At 55.2% G+C, this 16843-nt stretch carries 16 protein-coding genes; 4 read left to right on the top strand and 12 right to left on the bottom strand.

Annotated features, from left to right (window positions below):
• Position 1 precedes the first annotated feature (1 nt).
• Positions 2–595, top strand: coding sequence for a DUF3043 domain-containing protein (locus CQ011_RS01995; protein ID WP_105674149.1), 594 nt, complete (start codon positions 2–4; stop codon positions 593–595).
• A gap of 366 nt (positions 596–961) precedes the next feature.
• On the opposite strand, the gene CQ011_RS01990 is transcribed toward CQ011_RS01995, so the two are convergent.
• A complete protein-coding gene (locus CQ011_RS01990) occupies positions 962–2026 on the bottom strand; it encodes a quinone-dependent dihydroorotate dehydrogenase (protein WP_105674147.1) in 1065 nt (354 codons plus the stop codon).
• A 61-nt stretch (positions 2027–2087) separates the two neighbouring features.
• Here CQ011_RS01990 and CQ011_RS01985 point away from each other — a divergent pair, with 61 nt between their 5' ends.
• On the top strand, positions 2088–3125 hold the full coding sequence (locus tag CQ011_RS01985; RefSeq protein WP_181147955.1) for an alpha/beta hydrolase: 1038 nt from the start codon (positions 2088–2090) through the stop codon (positions 3123–3125).
• On the opposite strand, the gene CQ011_RS01980 is transcribed toward CQ011_RS01985, so the two are convergent.
• The 8 genes from CQ011_RS01980 to CQ011_RS01945 all read right to left on the bottom strand — a co-directional run bounded on the left by CQ011_RS01980 (position 3122) and on the right by CQ011_RS01945 (position 11514).
• The gene (locus CQ011_RS01980; protein ID WP_105674145.1) at positions 3122–3928 is read right to left on the bottom strand and encodes an isoprenyl transferase; all 807 of its coding nucleotides are present in this window, start codon (positions 3926–3928) and stop codon (positions 3122–3124) included. The two genes, CQ011_RS01985 and CQ011_RS01980, sit on opposite strands and share 4 nt — an antisense overlap.
• The gene (gene recO, locus CQ011_RS01975; protein ID WP_105674143.1) at positions 3925–4674 is read right to left on the bottom strand and encodes a DNA repair protein RecO; all 750 of its coding nucleotides are present in this window, start codon (positions 4672–4674) and stop codon (positions 3925–3927) included. The genes CQ011_RS01980 and recO overlap by 4 nt, the downstream gene beginning before the upstream one ends.
• A 336-nt stretch (positions 4675–5010) precedes the next feature.
• Positions 5011–6750, bottom strand: coding sequence for a 2-isopropylmalate synthase (leuA, locus tag CQ011_RS01970; RefSeq protein WP_105674141.1), 1740 nt, complete (start codon positions 6748–6750; stop codon positions 5011–5013).
• A gap of 328 nt (positions 6751–7078) precedes the next feature.
• Positions 7079–7636: a hypothetical protein gene (locus CQ011_RS01965; protein ID WP_105674139.1), complete on the bottom strand. Its 558-nt coding sequence runs from the start codon at positions 7634–7636 to the stop codon at positions 7079–7081.
• Between the two features lie 131 nt (positions 7637–7767).
• Complete coding sequence (gene era / locus CQ011_RS01960; RefSeq protein WP_181147954.1) at positions 7768–8730, bottom strand: GTPase Era; 963 nt, start codon at positions 8728–8730, stop codon at positions 7768–7770.
• On the bottom strand, positions 8720–10012 hold the full coding sequence (locus CQ011_RS01955) for a hemolysin family protein (RefSeq protein ID WP_105674137.1): 1293 nt from the start codon (positions 10010–10012) through the stop codon (positions 8720–8722). The genes era and CQ011_RS01955 overlap by 11 nt, the downstream gene beginning before the upstream one ends.
• Positions 10013–10015: 3 nt before the next feature.
• On the bottom strand, positions 10016–10489 hold the full coding sequence (gene ybeY, locus CQ011_RS01950) for an rRNA maturation RNase YbeY (protein WP_105674135.1): 474 nt from the start codon (positions 10487–10489) through the stop codon (positions 10016–10018).
• On the bottom strand, positions 10489–11514 hold the full coding sequence (locus CQ011_RS01945) for a PhoH family protein (RefSeq protein WP_105674132.1): 1026 nt from the start codon (positions 11512–11514) through the stop codon (positions 10489–10491). The genes ybeY and CQ011_RS01945 overlap by 1 nt, the downstream gene beginning before the upstream one ends.
• A 398-nt stretch (positions 11515–11912) precedes the next feature.
• Here CQ011_RS01945 and CQ011_RS01940 point away from each other — a divergent pair, with 398 nt between their 5' ends.
• Complete coding sequence (locus tag CQ011_RS01940; RefSeq protein ID WP_105674130.1) at positions 11913–12725, top strand: GerMN domain-containing protein; 813 nt, start codon at positions 11913–11915, stop codon at positions 12723–12725.
• A 75-nt stretch (positions 12726–12800) separates the two neighbouring features.
• On the opposite strand, the gene CQ011_RS01935 is transcribed toward CQ011_RS01940, so the two are convergent.
• Genes CQ011_RS01935 through hrcA form a run of 3 tightly spaced genes read right to left on the bottom strand, consistent with a single transcriptional unit; the run spans position 12801 to position 15770 of the window.
• Positions 12801–13574, bottom strand: coding sequence for a 16S rRNA (uracil(1498)-N(3))-methyltransferase (locus CQ011_RS01935; RefSeq protein WP_105674128.1), 774 nt, complete (start codon positions 13572–13574; stop codon positions 12801–12803).
• A 2-nt stretch (positions 13575–13576) separates the two neighbouring features.
• Positions 13577–14704, bottom strand: a complete 1128-nt coding sequence (dnaJ, locus tag CQ011_RS01930) for a molecular chaperone DnaJ (RefSeq protein WP_105674126.1) — start codon at positions 14702–14704, stop codon at positions 13577–13579.
• 52 nt (positions 14705–14756) lie between these two features.
• The gene (gene hrcA, locus CQ011_RS01925) at positions 14757–15770 is read right to left on the bottom strand and encodes a heat-inducible transcriptional repressor HrcA (RefSeq protein ID WP_105674124.1); all 1014 of its coding nucleotides are present in this window, start codon (positions 15768–15770) and stop codon (positions 14757–14759) included.
• Positions 15771–15895: 125 nt separating this feature from the next.
• Between hrcA and CQ011_RS01920 the strand changes: the two genes are divergently transcribed.
• Positions 15896–16768: a DUF3097 family protein gene (locus tag CQ011_RS01920; protein WP_105674122.1), complete on the top strand. Its 873-nt coding sequence runs from the start codon at positions 15896–15898 to the stop codon at positions 16766–16768.
• Positions 16769–16843: the final 75 nt, after the last annotated feature.

Raw genomic sequence — 16843 nt, 5'->3', positions numbered from 1 at the left:
CGTGTTTGGACGTAAAAAAGATGACTCTCAATCCCCCGCAAATGTAGAGCCGACAGCCTCGGCTCCTGAAACATCGGACGGTCGCAAGACCGGACCGACCCCGAAGCGCAGCGCACAGCAGGCTAGCCGCCAGCGTCCGTTGGTGCCTACCGATCGCAAGGCCGCGAAAGAAGCCGATCGTCAGCGACGTATCGAGGCGCAGAATCGTTTGCGTATCGCTAACGAAACCGGCGACGAGCGCTACCTCATGCCACGTGATCAGGGTCCGCAGAAGCGTTACGCCCGTAACTTCATCGATGCTCGCTGGATGTTCAGTGAATTCATGATGTTCGTGATCTTCGCGTTCTTGATCTTGTCACTGACCTTCAACAAGAATCTGGGCGTACAGATGTACGTCCAGGGTGCGCTCTGGGTCGTTATCGCACTGGTGATCATCGAACTCATTGTGACCACGGTGCTACTCAAGCGTCGTTTAGTCGCCAAGTTTGGGTCGATGGACCGAGGAATTCGCATGTATGCAGCAATGCGCGGAATGCAGTTCCGCAAGCTACGCCTTCCTAAGCCGCAGGTTAAGCGCGGCGCAAATATCGACTAGTCTCGCAGTCCAAATCTTCTAGGGCGGACCCCAACGGGTCCGCCCTTCTTAATGCCCAAAACACAACGGGCAGTGACCCATCAGCGATTGCACAAAGATATAAATTTGTATTTGATTCCACAAGCTTTAAAATATTTGCGCCTTAATGCCTTCCATCGACGTACTGTTTTCCTTTGTAACGCCACTTACAAGGTCCCACGGGGCGCATACAATGATTTGTTATGGTGCAATGCTTATCCCCAGCAAAGTCGCTCACGACGTCCATTAAGAATTTACCTTCTCCCCCGGCAACGACTAGCTGGTTAGACGACAAACGGTCCCCTGAAACGAAGTTTCAGAGGACCGTTCATTTCCACGGGTGCTGCCCTACAGGGTGCGAGCAAGTTCCTTATTAATCGCACGAGCCCAGAATGGGCCTTCGTAGAGGAACGCGGTGTAACCCTGAACTAGGTCGGCACCAGCATCCAAACGCGCCTTCACGTCGTCAGCATTCTCCACGCCACCCACGGCAATCAAAGTCATCTGGGCTGGAACCAATTCACGTAGTTGGCGCAATACTTCCAATGAGCGACGTTTTAGCGGTGCTCCGGAGAGTCCACCGGCACCGATTTCTTCCACTCGTGCAGAGTCACTGCTTAGACCGTCGCGAGTAATCGTCGTATTGGTGGCAATAATGCCATCAAGGTTAAGCTCGGTGGCCAACTTCGCCACATCGGCAACATCTTCGTCGCTCAAGTCGGGAGCTATCTTGACCAACAACGGAAGGTGACGCCCGGCGACTTGATCAGCCAGCGCTCCCACTTCACTGAGCAGGGGACGCAATGACTCAACACTCTGCAACAGCCGTAAGCCTGGCGTGTTGGGGCTGGAAACATTAACAACTAAGTAATCAGCATGGTTTGCCAGCTGGCGGGTTGATTCAAGGTAGTCGCCGATGGCATCTTCGAGTTCAACCACTTTGGTTTTACCAATATTTACACCGATTACCGGACGAGTACCGGTGTAGTCGCTCTTCAACTGCTGGCGTGCAGTAGCAACACGTGCCGCTACGGTTTCGGCACCCTCATTGTTAAAGCCCATCCGGTTAATGACTGCGCGGTCTTCGACCAAGCGAAATAGCCGAGGCAACTCATTACCCGGTTGAGCTTGACCGGTGACGGTACCAATCTCCACATGTCCAAACCCGATGTCGCTCAGCGCCAAAATTCCGGTGGCACCTTTATCAAATCCTGCCGCCAGACCAAACGGTGAAGGAAAATCAATTCCCATCACTGTACGACGAAGCTTAGGGTCGGGGGCAAAAAACTTACGGACTGCCTTGGTCAAACCCACACGCTGCGCGAGTTTGATGGCGTCAAAAGCAAAATAGTGGGCCTTTTCAGGATCCATCTTGGTGAAAACATGCTTAAAGACCAGAGGATAAATGCGCATGGTTAATAGTTTCCCGCGAAGGTCCCCAAACAGACAACTTGAGATCGGTATGCTTCAAGATATGAAGGGCTCAACGTATTCATCCAGCGGACAATGGCCAGACTTTACGGTCAGCACCGAACCCGGTCAATGGGTTCCAGATCCACTGGGCGAAGGATTCGAATACACGACCCTAGATTTCGGTGTTGATGCTGAAGGCCCCGCAGTCGGCACCTTAGTTCGTTATAAGCCGCTTGGATGGCGTACCTTGCTCCCGCGACGATACAGCGGAGTGGTCTTGAGTTTGCATGGGTGGAGCGACTACTTTTACAACCGGGAGCTGGCCGAATTTTGGGAAGCTCGCGGTTATCACTTCTACGCACTTGACCTTCGTCGCTACGGGCGCAGTCTTCGGGCCGAGCATGAAATCCCTGGTTACGTCGATGACCTAGCTGTATATGACGAAGAGCTCAACGCCTCCATGGAGGTACTCGGTGCAGCACATCCAGATCTTCCGATCATTGCTCAAGGCCACTCCCAAGGCGGGCTAATCCTCACCCTCTGGTTAGCGCGGACCGCAGCTCGGGTACAAGCATTAGTGCTCAACGCCCCCTGGCTGGAATTTCAAGGAACTGCGTTTTTGCGTGTTCCCATGCACGGGATCCTAGAAGCTATTGGACGTAATAACGGGCGACGCAAACTCGTGCTGCCCGAACGCGATCACTACTGGCATTCGCTCAGCGATCAAGGAGTCGGTGAGTGGGACATTCACCGGCTGTGGCGACCGCGCTACGCATTCCAGCCAACTACTGCCTGGATGAAAACCATCCTCGATGGGCATGCGCTCGTCGCCAAAGGATTAGACCTCACCCAACCAATTCTGGTGCTCAGTTCAAATGCGTCTCATCTGAGTACCAACTACTCCCCCATTATGCAGAACTCTGACTCCGTGATCGATGTGCAGCAGACCCGATTGCGTGCCATCAAATTAGGCAGTTTTGTGACACTGTCACAAATTCATGGGGCCATGCACGACGTGTTCACCTCCGCGGAACCAACCAGGGCTGCGGCATATCGAGACTTAGCCTTATGGCTAAAGATGTTTCAACGCAAACGCTAGCTCTTCGGCTTGTCTACGGCTCCACCGTAACGACGATCGCGTTGCGCATACTGCTCTACCGCGGTGAACAGCGTAGTACGGTCCACATCGGGCCACAGCTGATCAAGGAACACCATTTCCGCGTATGCCGACTGCCACAGCAGGAAGTTACTCGTGCGCTGCTCCCCACTGGTACGCAAGAAAAGATCAACATCTGGAAGCTCCGGAGCATAAAGGTACTTGCCCAAAGTCTTCTCGCCCACCGAGGAGGCCTTCAACCTACCGGCGGCAACATCTGCAGCGATCGCGGACATCGCATCACCAATTTCGGCTCGCCCACCGTAGTTGACACACATGGTCAACTGACAGCCCAGATTATCTTTGGTTAGTTCCTCGGCGGCTCGTAGCTCGTTGATCACCGACTTCCATAATCGCGGTTCACGACCAGACCAACGAATCCGTACGCCCCACGAGTTGAGGGTATCGCGCTGGCGTCGCAACACGTCGCGTGAGAATCCCATCAGGAAACGTACTTCCTCGGGGCTTCGCTTCCAATTCTCGGTGGAGAAAGCGTAAACGGAGATATGTTTGACACCCAGCTCCACGGCTCCGGCCATCACATCCAGGAGCGCGGCTTCGCCGGCCCGGTGCCCCTCGGTGCGAGGTAATCCGCGCTGATTGGCCCACCGACCATTGCCATCCATCACGATCGCTACATGCTCAGGCACTAAGGCCGCAGGGATGCTGGGCATCACCGGGTTATCTGGGTGCGGGTATGGCTTGACCGGACCAGGACGGCCGGTAATCGGACGAAGCTTGCTCATGTTCTCTCCACGTGTTTCAGCGATTTCACGGCACGCTCCAGGTGCCACTGCAGGTAGTTGGCAACAATGTCGGCTGCCTGTTTTTTTGCTCGTGGTCCGGCTTCAGCCACCGTGTCCCAGTCGCCGGTGAGTAATGCTTGCAGGTAACCAATGGTAATCGGATGCGGTGCCAATGATCCTGAAGGACGGCAGTCGGCACACACCACCCCGCCCAACTGGACATGCAAGGCTTCATGCGGACCAGGCTTCCCACATTTAACACAGTTGGTAAATGATGGCGCCCAACCAGCAATAGATAGCGCCCGAAGAATATAGGAGTCCAGGAGGGCCCCGGAATCAACCCGATGTTTTGACAACAGCGCAATCGCGCCGTGCAGCAATAAGTATTGTTTGCCGGTTGAATCCGCGTCGGCTTCGAGTAGTCTTTCGGCAATTTCGACCATCGCCGTACCCACCGTATAACTGGTGTAGTCGCTTACTAGCTGCTGCCCATAAGGATGACGTAGCTGAGCCTGCGAGACGACATCAAGATTTCGCCCCATCACGATCAGCGCATCAACTTCCATAAATGGTTCCAACGTGGCACCGAGCCGAGAAGAGGTCCGGCGCACGCCCTTAGCCACCGCGCGTACTAAACCTTTGGGAGTGATCAGTGTGATGATGCGATCTGCTTCGCCCAATTTATGGGTACGCAACACCAACCCACGGGTGTGGTAACTGCGAGAAGCGAATCCGGAACGTGACACGTCTTCAATTCTCCCACTTGAAACTGGAAAAATCGCAATTCACCACCGTGGATCCTTCTCTCAGCGATACCAGTGGACACCGCGGATTCCACGGGCGGTAATTCTCTCTAGCAACCGGAGCCCGGATGGTGAGGCGTGTCAGCGAACATTCCCACCGAATTTTCAAATGGCAATCGCTCTGTCCCGCTCTTTGGCCTAAGTTCTTGTTGCCGGCGTCCGTCTCACGCCCGAGCATTCAAGTGAACCGCAGAGATTGGGACTGTCATATGCGTCCCCCGAAAGCAAAAATGCTAGGAACCACAGGGTTCCTAGCATTTTTGTGCTTGCGATTTGTAGTTACTTAGCGTCGCGAATCGCGCGGTTGACGGCAGATACTACTGCCTTCAGTGCTGAGATGTTGGTGTTGGTGTCCATCCCGACGCCCCACAGGATGCGATCTCCGACGGCGCATTCAACAAATGAGGCCGCACGCGCGTTGCCGCCTTCGCTCATGGCATGCTCGGTGTAGTCCAACACGCGCAGGTCTACTCCATCATCATTGAGCATCTTGACCAAGGCGGATACCGGACCGTTACCCTGAGCGCTACGCTCATGTGCCACACCATCGATGATCAGCTTCACGTCCAACTGGAAGCTTCCATCTTCAGCCGAGGCAGCGGTCGCCGAAGCAATCTGGTAGTAACCCCAGGCATCCAATCCGGAGTCTTCACTAACTGGCAGGTACTCGTCTTGGAAGACATTCCAAATGGTGGCCGAGGAAACCTCGCCGCCTTCGGTTTCGGTCTTCTTCTGGATAACTCCGGAGAACTCGATTTGCGCACGACGTGGCAGATCCAGGTTGTAATCGTTCTTCAGCAGGTAAGCCACGCCGCCCTTGCCGGACTGCGAGTTCACCCGAATCACAGCTTCGTAGGAACGACCAATATCCATCGGATCGATCGGCAGGTATGGGACGGCCCAAACCATGTCGTTCAGTTCCTTGCCTGCGGCGGTGGCCTTGACGTCCATAGCCTCCAAGCCCTTCTTGATCGCATCCTGGTGGGATCCGGAGAAAGCGGTGAAGACCAGGTCGCCACCGTAAGGGCTGCGTTCTGGAACTGGCAGCTGGTTGCAGTATTCGACGGTGCGACGGATGTGGTCCATATCGGAGAAGTCGATCTGTGGATCCACGCCCTGGCCGAACATATTCATCCCCAGGGTTACCAGGTCAACGTTGCCGGTGCGCTCACCATTACCGAACAAGCAGCCTTCGATGCGATCCGCGCCAGCCAGGTAACCCAGCTCGGCGGCGGCAACACCGGTGCCACGGTCATTGTGTGGGTGCAACGACAAGATAATCGAGTCACGGTTGGCCAGGTTGCGGTGCATCCACTCGATGGAGTCGGCGTACACGTTTGGTGTAGCCATTTCGACGGTGGCCGGCAGATTCAAGATCATCTTGTTCTCCGGGCTGGCTTCCAAAACTTCGGCTACTGCCTCGGAAATTCGCTTGGCGAATGCCAGTTCGGTGCCGGTGTAGGACTCTGGTGAGTACTCATAGGTGATCTTGGTACCGGTCATCTGCTCTTCGTACTTCTTGCACAGACGTGCACCCTGCACAGCGATATCAACGATGCCATCCTCATCCTGACGGAAGACAACTTCGCGCTGCAAGATCGAGGTGGAGTTGTACAGGTGAACGATTGCCTGCTTGGCACCCTGCAGTGACTCATAGGTGCGCTCAATCAGGTGCTCACGGGACTGGGTCAACACCTGGATGGTGACATCATCAGGGATGCCGCGTTCGATCAGCTGACGGACAAAGTCGAAGTCGGTCTGCGAAGCGGAAGGGAAACCGACTTCGATTTCCTTGAAACCCATCTGGACCAACAGGTCAAACATCTTGTGCTTGCGCTCTGGACTCATCGGGTCGATCAGTGCCTGGTTTCCATCACGCAGGTCAACCGCACACCAGCGCGGAGCCTTGGTAATGTACTTATCTGGCCAGGTGCGATCGGGAAGGTTGACTTCGATCTGATCCTGGAATGGAACATACTTGTGGACTGGCATGTTCGAAGATTTTTGCATGTTCTGCATTTCGGTTTTCCCCTAGACAATGTTGGTGCTTAGTTGTGTGGGGCCAGACATGAGCTACTCCGCGGCGAGAAGGTCGGCCGAATTGACCACTAACGGTCTCTTGGATCCTCGCAGCGGCAGATTAGTAGTAGAAGCTCGAAATGCACGATTTGAGCATAACACCGCTTTGATGTGCACCGTGACTTGCTACTGGATTGTGTCAAATAGTGGACACTTCCGATGATGACCTTGTTGATCCGGTGGTCAGCAGGCAGCTCTTAGTCTTCAAGGAACGGGTAATTGATGCCCTCAAAGATCACACGGATCTTTGCTGCAGTGCGCGGATTTGTTAGGAGCGAAGCACGGAGTTTCGTCCGGTAAACGCCAACCAAAGTCCCGCGGCAACAAGCAGGATGCTGGCAATGAGCATAATCCCATCCCCGAAACTATCTATGCCTCCGCTCAGCTCAGGCACCAGCAAACTAAGCCCGCCAGCACCAAAGATCACCAACGCAAGACCGGAGAGACGCAGTGTCAACGGCGTCCGGCCCCGGGCGAGAAAAAGTAGCACGACGCCAAGCAGGGCGAAGCATCCGATGGCGATTGCAATTTTCCCGAGTCGCTGCTCCGGGTCCGCGCCGGCGGTGAGCAACAGGTAAGTGCCTAGACCGCCAAAGACCGCGACCGGCAGAGCTATCAGCAGGGTGATTCCATGAACCCTGGCAATCAACGTTTGGGCGCGACCAAGTCCTAACCCAATTTCTAGCCCTCGTTTGTGAAGTCGCGCGCAACGAATTTCGATCACCATGGTAAAAATTGGCCACGCAAGAAAAATCACCACTCCCAGGCCCGCCAAAATCAGTGCGAAAGGCTCGGAAACCTGGACCATTGCCGCGCCGGTGAGCATCAACAACCCGCCGGGGGCTAAGACCGAAAATAGTGAATTGTTGGCTATGATGGTTCTTTCACTGGGCGCTAACCCCGGGATCTATCTGCGCTAGACAAACCCCGAGGCGAGCGCTCCGAAGGAACTCGGGCTTAGAAGCCCAAACGTCCTAGTTGCTTAGGGTCGCGCTGCCAATCCTTGGCGACCTTCACATGCAGGTCCAAGTACACCTTGGTACCCAAAAGCTTTTCAATGCCCTGACGAGCATTGGAGCCCACCTCGCGCAAACGTGATCCGCCCTTGCCGATGATGATTGCCTTCTGGCTTGAACGTTCCACAAACAAGGAGACGTGAATGTCGATCAGCTGTTTGTCTTCGCTGCGACCCTCGCGTGGGATCATTTCCTCGACCACTACGGCCAAGGAGTGTGGAAGCTCGTCGTGTACGCCTTCAAGGGCAGCCTCACGAATAAGTTCGGCGACCATTTTCATCTCAGGCTCGTCGGTGAGTTCACCATCCGGGTACAGTGGTGGACCCTTTGGTAGGTGCTCCACTAGCACGTTTGCGACCTCTTGAACCTGGAATTCCTTCACCGCGGAAACCGGGATGATGGCGGCAAAACCATCTTCACCAAACTGTTCCACGCCTAGTTCGGCCACCGACATGAGCTGTGCGGCGAGCTGTTCACGGTCAACCAGGTCAGCCTTGGTGACCAGGGCGATGATTGGCTTGCGCTGCAATTGCGCCAACTGGGTGGCGATAAAGCGGTCACCGGGACCGATCTTCTCATTGGCAGGCAGGCAGAAACCAATGGCGTCGACCTCGGATAGCGTCTGTGCGACCAAGTCGTTGAGGCGCTGGCCGAGCAAGGTGCGTGGCCGGTGCAAACCGGGGGTGTCAACCAAGATCAGCTGGGCGTCATCGCGGTGCACGATACCGCGGATGGTGTGCCGGGTGGTCTGCGGTTTAGCGGAGGTAATCGCGACTTTCTGGCCAACTAGTGCGTTGGTTAGCGTCGATTTTCCGGCATTTGGGCGTCCCACAAAAGAGGTGAAGCCCGAACGGAAGTTCGCGGGCCAGCCACTGGTGGGCATCATGTTCTTGTTATCGCTCATCGGCGGATACCTCGTTGTTCTCATTATGGTCGGATGCGTCCGTTTCCAGACGCTCTACATGGATCTTGCCAATACGGTTTCGGCGACCCGCCAGGGCCACCACGGTGAGCCGTAGTCCGTGAACATCGGCGGTGGAGCCGAGTACTGGAACAGATTCCAGCACCTTCGAGAGTAACCCACCGACGGTGTCAACATCTTCATCATCGATCAGCACGTCGAAGTGATCTGCCACATCATCGATGGACACCGAGGCCATGGCGAACAGCGAACCGTCTGGATTCTCGATGATCTCGTTACGTGAGCGGTCATATTCGTCGTCAATTTCGCCGACGATCTCTTCGATCAGATCTTCGAGTGTGACCAACCCGGCAGTGCCACCGTATTCATCGATGACTACCGCAAGGTGAATGGCTTCTTGTTGCAGTTCTTGCAGGAGGTCTGCGGCATTTTTTGATTCGGGCACAAAGCGTACCGGACGGGCCAAATCTTCTAGACGCTCTGCCTGCTGCAGGCCGTGGATCTCGGAGATCACGTCCTTGAGGTAGATGATGCCCTGGATGTCATCGGTATCTTCGCCAATGAGCGGGATTCGCGAATAGCCTGAGGCCATAAACAGTTCCAACGCACTGTTGATCGTGTGTTCCCCGGTGAGTACCACCATGTCGGTGCGCGGCACCATCACCGCACGCACGTTGGTTTCTTCCAGGTCCATCACCGAGGAGATCAGTTCGGCAGATTCTTCATCCAGGTCTTCGCCTTCGCTGGCGCGATCCACCATGTCGCGCAGGCGTTCCTTGCCCAGGTAGCCGTCTTCGTCGTTGCTGGTACCAGGGCTCATGGCGTTACCGATGCTGGCCAGCCAATTGGTGATCGGACCCAATAAGACTCGCAGCAAGCGCACCATCGGTGCGGTTGCACGAACTACGTTGCGCGCATTGGAACGACCATAACGCCGAGGTGACACGCTCACCAGCACAAAACCAATGGCCGCCATCACCACGGTGGCCAGTAGTCCGGCTAACCAGAGGCTTTCGATCCAGCGCGCCGCCAGTAGGGCTACCGCCACCGCGGAGGCGGTTTCAAACCAGATACGCCAGAAACGGATTGCTTGGGCGTGCGATTCGGTGTCGTCAAGGATGTGGCTCAGCGACTTTGAATCCGATTCGCTGCGCAACCGTTCGGCCGCGTTACGCGACAATGCGTAGAAGGCTGAGTCGGCTGCGGTTAAAATTGCGGCGCTGGCCATGAAGACCAATGCCAAAATGAGTAGTACTGCGCCCACCGGCTATTCCACCGTTTCTTTCGGTGCCGGGCGGCCGGTGTAGCCTTCGAGCAGGCGGCGCTGCAGGGCGAACATTTCGGCCTTTTCCTCTGGCTCTTCGTGGTCGAAGCCCATCAGGTGCAACATGCCGTGAGTAGTGAGCAGCAAAATCTCATCATGGACCGCATGTCCGCCGGCTTTCGCCTGAGCTTCGGCGATGGTTGGGCAGATCACGATGTCGCCTAAGATGCCGCTTTCCGACGGAGCGGTTTCGGATCCTGGACGAAGTTCATCCATGGGGAAGCTCATCACGTCGGTGGGGCCTTCGAGGTCCATCCACTCCACGTGCAATTCGCTCATCGCATCTTCGTCGATGAAGACGATAGAAACTTCGGTTTCCGGGTGGATGAACATCGCCTCGGTAATCGAGTCGGCGAGTTTCTGCACATCGTGCAGGTCCACTTCATAGTCGGTTTCGTTGTTTACTTCCACGCTCATTACTTGGTCCGTCCCCGGGAGTGTTGTTCACGTTTTTTGGTGTCCCAACGGTCATAAGCCGTGACGATGTCTGCGATCAGTCGGTGACGCACCACGTCGCCAGCATCCAGTCGACACAGCTTGATGTCGTCGATATTTTCGAGCACTTCGATGACCATCGCCAGTCCGGAGACCGCGTTTCCGGGCAGGTCCACTTGGGTCACGTCGCCGGTGATCACCATTTTTGAACCGAAGCCCAAACGGGTGAGGAACATTTTCATTTGCTCACTGGTGGTGTTCTGCGCTTCGTCCAGAATGACAAACGCATCATTGAGCGTGCGCCCGCGCATGTAGGCCAGCGGGGCCACCTCAATTGTTCCAGCCTCGATGAGCCGTGGAATGGTCTCCGGGTCGATCATCTCGTGCAATGCGTCGTACAGCGGACGCAGGTACGGGTCGATTTTTTCGGTCAAGCTTCCGGGGAGGAAGCCCAGCTTCTCCCCCGCTTCTACCGCCGGACGGGTCAAGATAATGCGGCTCACTTCCTTGGCTTGCAAGGCTGCCACCGCCATCGCCATGGCAAGGAAAGTTTTGCCGGTACCGGCTGGACCCACACCAAAGGTGATGGTGTTGTCCTCGATCGCGTCGACGTAGCTTTTTTGGTTCAGCGTCTTAGGCCGAATCGAACGGCCTCGGCCAGAGAGGATCTTCAGACCCAGCACGTCGGTGGGTGTATCGCCACCGCCAGCAGAGAGCATTTTGATGATTTGTTCGATCGTATCGGCGCTCATCCGTGAACCGCGGCTAGCTAAGGCCCGCGCTTCTTCGGTAACCCGCTGCGCCTTGCGTACCTGGATGGGTTCACCGATCAAGGTCAAGGTTGCACCGTTGGGGCGGAATTGCACCAAGGGATAGGCACCTGTCAGGATGCGCAATAATTCATCACTAGGACCTAGCGTCGCGACCATAAGTTCGGGGGTCTCGAAGGTGATGGTCATGGACGCGGAGTCAGACTCGGCCGGTATCTTATTATGTTCAACCTGCATGCAGTGCTTAGTGCCCCTTTTATAAAGCTTGGCGATGGTTCTTTCTCGTACCTTACAGTCTATCCACGACGGTCAGTCTTCGGGAAGATTTTCGCCATGAGCAAGGGCTCAATGCATCTGAAGTGTTTCTTAAGTATCACTGGTGGCCAAGGTATAGATTTGGTTAAGAATGCCTCGAAACGACCGATTTCCGCTTTTTTGCTCAGCTTCGTGTGCAAAACTATTTGAGCGTCAGGGCATTTAGTGGCTCGACGTTAAACGATTGATCAACGGATTGGTAAGTAGTGCAGGGTAGATTCACGAGGATGGCTTCAAAGCGGGTTGCCGTTATTGGAGTCAGTCTTAGTCTCGTCGCGGCAGCTGGCTGTGGTCTTGCTTCGCGCGAGGAATCACATCAGATGCCGATTAGCTCGGCCGCTGCCTCTCTGGCACTACCCGCTGCAAGCGACTCCGTTGAACACCAATCAGCTATTGACCGGTTGCCGATCTATTGGCTAGAAAACACGGATCTTGGCGTATATCTTTACCGTGAATACGCCACAAAAAATGTGACTGGCGAGCCCATTGGGGATTCCATCTCCTACCTGCTCAATGAAAAGTCAGTAAATCCTGTCTGGTACACACATCTGAAGCCATCAAGCGAAGTTGGCGTGTCCATGAACAAGGAAAACGTCATTACTCTTGACCTTCCTGCTAAGGTCTTCAGCGCTAAACTCGACCGTGGGCTGTCCGAGCGCACTATTCAGCAACTAGTCTTCACCTCAACCGCTGCCGCTTCTAACGCGGGGCTGTTAATCGGCACATTGCCTCCGAAGGTAAAAATCCTGGTTGACGGGCAAGCTAATGCAACGGTCTTCGGTGACTTACGACTCGCCGATTCATATGAACGCGACGCAAGCTTCATGGCGCCAATTTGGATCATCGATCCACAATTTGGTGCCACAAATAAGGCCGGGCAAATCAAATTCTCCGGGCGAACCGCCAACTTTACCGACGGTATCTACTACAGCTTGGAAAGCAAGGACAAAACCGGCAAGCTGACCGTTTTGACCGCTGCTAAAGCGATCAAAGCAACATCGATCAAAAAAGACGGCTCGTTCAACTTCACCACTCAGCTAGGAGTGGGCTCCTACAAACTGACCTTCTGGGGACAGGAAACTGGGTCCACGAAAAAAATCGCTTCGGTGTCCAGTGAATTCACCATCAAGTAAATCTTTGCTCGTTTAACTACAAAAAAATGTTCAGCACAACCACTTGGTTATGCTGAACATTTTCTGTTTATCGATTTATAAGTCGCCCAGCAGGTGCCGAACCAGAACTAAAGCTGCCGGCCCTGCGGTTGAAGCACGCAAGACATGCTGTCCCAGCAGGGCTGGGCGGGCCCCAGCAGCAACAAACTGTTCAAGCTCGGCGTCGCTGATACCACCTTCGGGTCCGACCACCAGGGTGACACCGGCCTGCTCGGAGGCCTGACTTAGCCAGTTCTGCGTTTCCTGCGCGACAGATAGTTGCGCAGCCTCATGAAGAATCAAAACTAACTCGCCGTTTTCACACAACTGGCGAATCTGGCTACTGAGCGCCTTAGTATTAACCGCTTCCAAGACTTCCGGTTCGAATGCACGACGTGATTGCTTCTGCGCCGAACGCACCAACGAACGCCACTTAGCCATCGCCTTCTCGGTCTTACTTCCGCTCCATCGCACGATAGATCGATCCGCCTGCCACGGACGGACCGTAAAGACACCGAGCTCCACGGCGGATTCCACGGCCTGAAGGTCACGGTCACCTTTAGCTAACGCCTGAACCAACCCGATTCGGTGTGCCGGAGCATCTTCCTGTAGGCGTTCAAGCACGATGACGCGCAACAACTCCTTGGACGCGTCCAACACTTTAACCCGCAAGCGCAATCCGGTTCCATCGAGAAGGTCAAGCTCTTCGCCGGAAGACACGCGTTTTACGGCCACCGCATGATGGGCTTCAGCCCCGGTGAGTTCGATAGTTTCCCCCACCAGGGCCAGTGCACCTTGCTCCGCGGAGATCACAAAGCTGTGATTGCTCATGTTTAGCGCTGGTTCAACTTATCGCGCAACCGGGAGAACATTCCGCCGGACTGCTCAACACGACCTGAGGTGAGCTGTTCGCCACGAAGTTCTGCCAACTGCTCAAGCAGTTCACGTTGTGCGGCATCAAGCTTGGTTGGGGTCTCCACCTGCAGGTGCACAATAACGTCGCCACGCTTGCCACCGCGCAGACGTGGTACGCCCAGACCTGGCAGCGTCATCGTATCCCCATCTTGGGCACCGGATTCCACGTTGATCTGCTGCTCGCCATCGAAGGTTTCAAGCTTCAGTTCACAGCCCAGGGCTGCAGCGGTCATCGGAATGGTCATCTTCGCATGCAGATCGGTCTGCGCGCGCTCAAATACCTTGTGGCGGCGAACATCAATCTCCACGAAGAGGTTACCGTTCGGTCCCCCACCAGGACCGGCTTCACCCTGACCACGCAGCTGGATTCGGGTTCCCGAATCAACACCGGCAGGAATGTTCAGCGACTTCGACACGTGCTCGCGCACGCGGCCCTCGCCATTACATTCATTACATGGGTCGGGGATGGTTGTACCGAACCCGCGGCAGGCGGGGCAAGTTTCAACGGTCATCATCTGTCCGAGGAAGGAACGTACCGGGCGCTGGATCTGACCTGCACCACGGCAGGTTTCACAGGTGACCGGGCTGGTGCCAGGGCGGCAGCATGAACCGTCACAGGCCTTGCATGTCACGGCGGTTTCCATTTCCAGCGGATAGACGGTGCCCTTGACCGCGTCTTCCAAATCAATGGTGATGGTGATCAGCGCGTCGCGGCCAGCCTGCGTACGTGAGGCAGGCCCCTGAGCCTGTCCCCCGCCAAAGAACTGTTCGAAGATATCGCCGAAGCCACCGAAGTTCTGTCCGCCGCCCCCACCGAAGCCCTGCTGACCGTTGCCGTTGAGGTCCCCGGTCGCGTCAAAGTTGGCGCGCTTCTTTTCATCGGAAAGGACCTCGTAGGCGCGGGTGACCAGCTTGAATTGTTCAGCAGCACCTTCACTAGGGTTTACATCTGGGTGCAACTTGCGTGCCAGTTTGCGGTAGGCACTCTTGATTTCCTGCGGGGTCGCATCCTTAGCAACACCCAGCGTCTCGTAATGCGAGCTCACGATATTCGCCGTGTCCTTTCGTAAAAATAAAAAAATTTAGTGGCGACGAAAACTAATTCGTCAAAATCTTCGATAGGTAGCGCGCTACCGCGCGTACCGATGCCATCGAGGAGGGGTAATTCATTCTGGTCGGTCCAAGCACGCCCAATTTGCTACGCGCGTCCGAACCATACGTTGTGGCAATCACCGTGGCATCGGATAACTGTCCGTAATGATGTTCGGTACCAATGGTCACCGCCACACCACGTGAGTCAGCTTCCAGCTCAGAAAATAGTTTGAGCAAAACAACCTGCTCTTCTAAGGCTTCCAGAACTGGGGTCAGCGTCAACGGGAAATCCCCCGAGGAACGTGCGAGGTTAGCAGTACCGGCCATCACGATGCGTTGCGCATTGGCTGCGCGTGCCATTTCCTGCAGGCTACCCACGATCGATTCGAACAAAGGGTCTTCTTGCAGCTGCGGCGGGATCATGTCCAACTTTAGGCTTCCCACGAGCTCGGCAAGCTGTCGTCCGCCCAGGGCGTTAAGCAAAGTCAGCTTCAGAGCGTGCAGTTCCTCGTCGCTATAAGCCCTCACGGTGGAGATCATTCGCTGATCTACCGTCCCATTAGAGGCAATCATCACCATCAGTACCTGCGCGGAACCTAAGCCCACAAGATCCAGATTTCGCAAGGACGCAGTGTCATAGTGCGGAACTTGAATGAGTGCGACTTGGTTTGTCAGGCGCGCCAACAACCGAACGGTACTATGCAGCACCTCGTCGAGATCTTGGGAACTATCCAAGATCTTGTTGATCGCTTCGCGTTCGGCTCTAGACAGCGGCTTCAGCTCACCTATCTGATCAACAAAACGACGGTAGCCCTTTTCCGTGGGAATACGCCCTGAAGAGGTGTGTGGAGCCGCGATCAGCCCTTCTTCTTCCAGCAATGCCATGTCATTACGGATCGTCGCCGCGGAGACTCCGAGGTTATGACGATCAAGCAATGCCTTGGACCCAACTGGTTCATGCGACTGGACGTAGTCCTCCACAATGGCGCGCAAGACGTCTAGACGTCGAAACTCACTCACCTCAACACCTCCTATGAAACCACGCAAGGTTTTGGCACTCGAACCTATCAAGTGCCAAGTCTAATACGTTCATCGGTTGCTAGCATTGGATTTCGAGCGTATTCGATCACAGCGAAAGGCCGTACGTGACTAATTACTCCTGGGGAGCGCAAGACCTCAGTGCACCAGCACCCAAAAAACTGCGTCAAATTCCGGTATCCGTCGGTTTGTTATTGGAAGACGTGGACAGCGGATGGGTCGGTGAAGTGGTTCGCACCGAAAAGTCCGGTGGCATGCGTGTCATCGTGCTGGAGGACCGTCGCGGTAAGACACGTTCATTTCAAGCCGGGTTCGGATTCCTGCTCGAAGGAGAACCGGTAGAGATCGTTGAACCGCAGCCTAAAACGGCGGCACCAAAGAAGTTAGTTTCGGCATCCGGTTCTCGCGCGGTCACCGATCTAAAAGCCCGTACCGCCCGGGCCAGTCGTATCTGGGTCGAAGGTAAACACGACGCCGAGTTAGTCGAAAAAGTCTGGGGCCATGACTTGCGTGTTGAAGGAATTGTGGTGGAGCCATTGCACGGGGTTGATGACCTTGCCGGGGCCATCCGAGCGTTTAATCCCTCACCGGAACGGCGCTTGGGGATCCTCGTGGATCACCTGATTTCTGGAACCAAAGAAGAGCACATCGTCAAGGAAGCAATGCGGGTGCCTGGAGCGGCGCAACATGTATTGATTTTGGGCCATCCGTACGTCGATGTTTGGCAGGCGGTTAAACCTTCGGCGCTTAACATTACGAAATGGCCGGTCATTGCGCGTGGCACCGATTGGAAAACCGGAATATTACGCGAGTTCGGTTGGCCACACTCCACAGCAGAGGACATCGGCCTGGGTTGGCAACGCATCCTTTCCCACGTTGACCACTATTCTCAGCTAGAACCACAGCTCTTAGGCAAGGTTGAAGAGCTGATCGATTTCCTCACCAGTGAAGATTACGGTTTCCTAACGATTGACCAATAGTTGGAGTTTTAGGGCGGGTTGGCCTTTACATCGCTAGAACCTCTATAGAATTAGAACAACACCCTATCGAGACAA

Source organism: Arthrobacter sp. MYb213 (genome assembly GCF_002979915.1).
Taxonomy (GTDB): Bacteria; Actinomycetota; Actinomycetes; order Actinomycetales; family Micrococcaceae; genus Glutamicibacter.
Note: the sequence above shows the minus strand (reverse complement) of the source record. Positions and strands in the feature narration are given on the sequence as shown.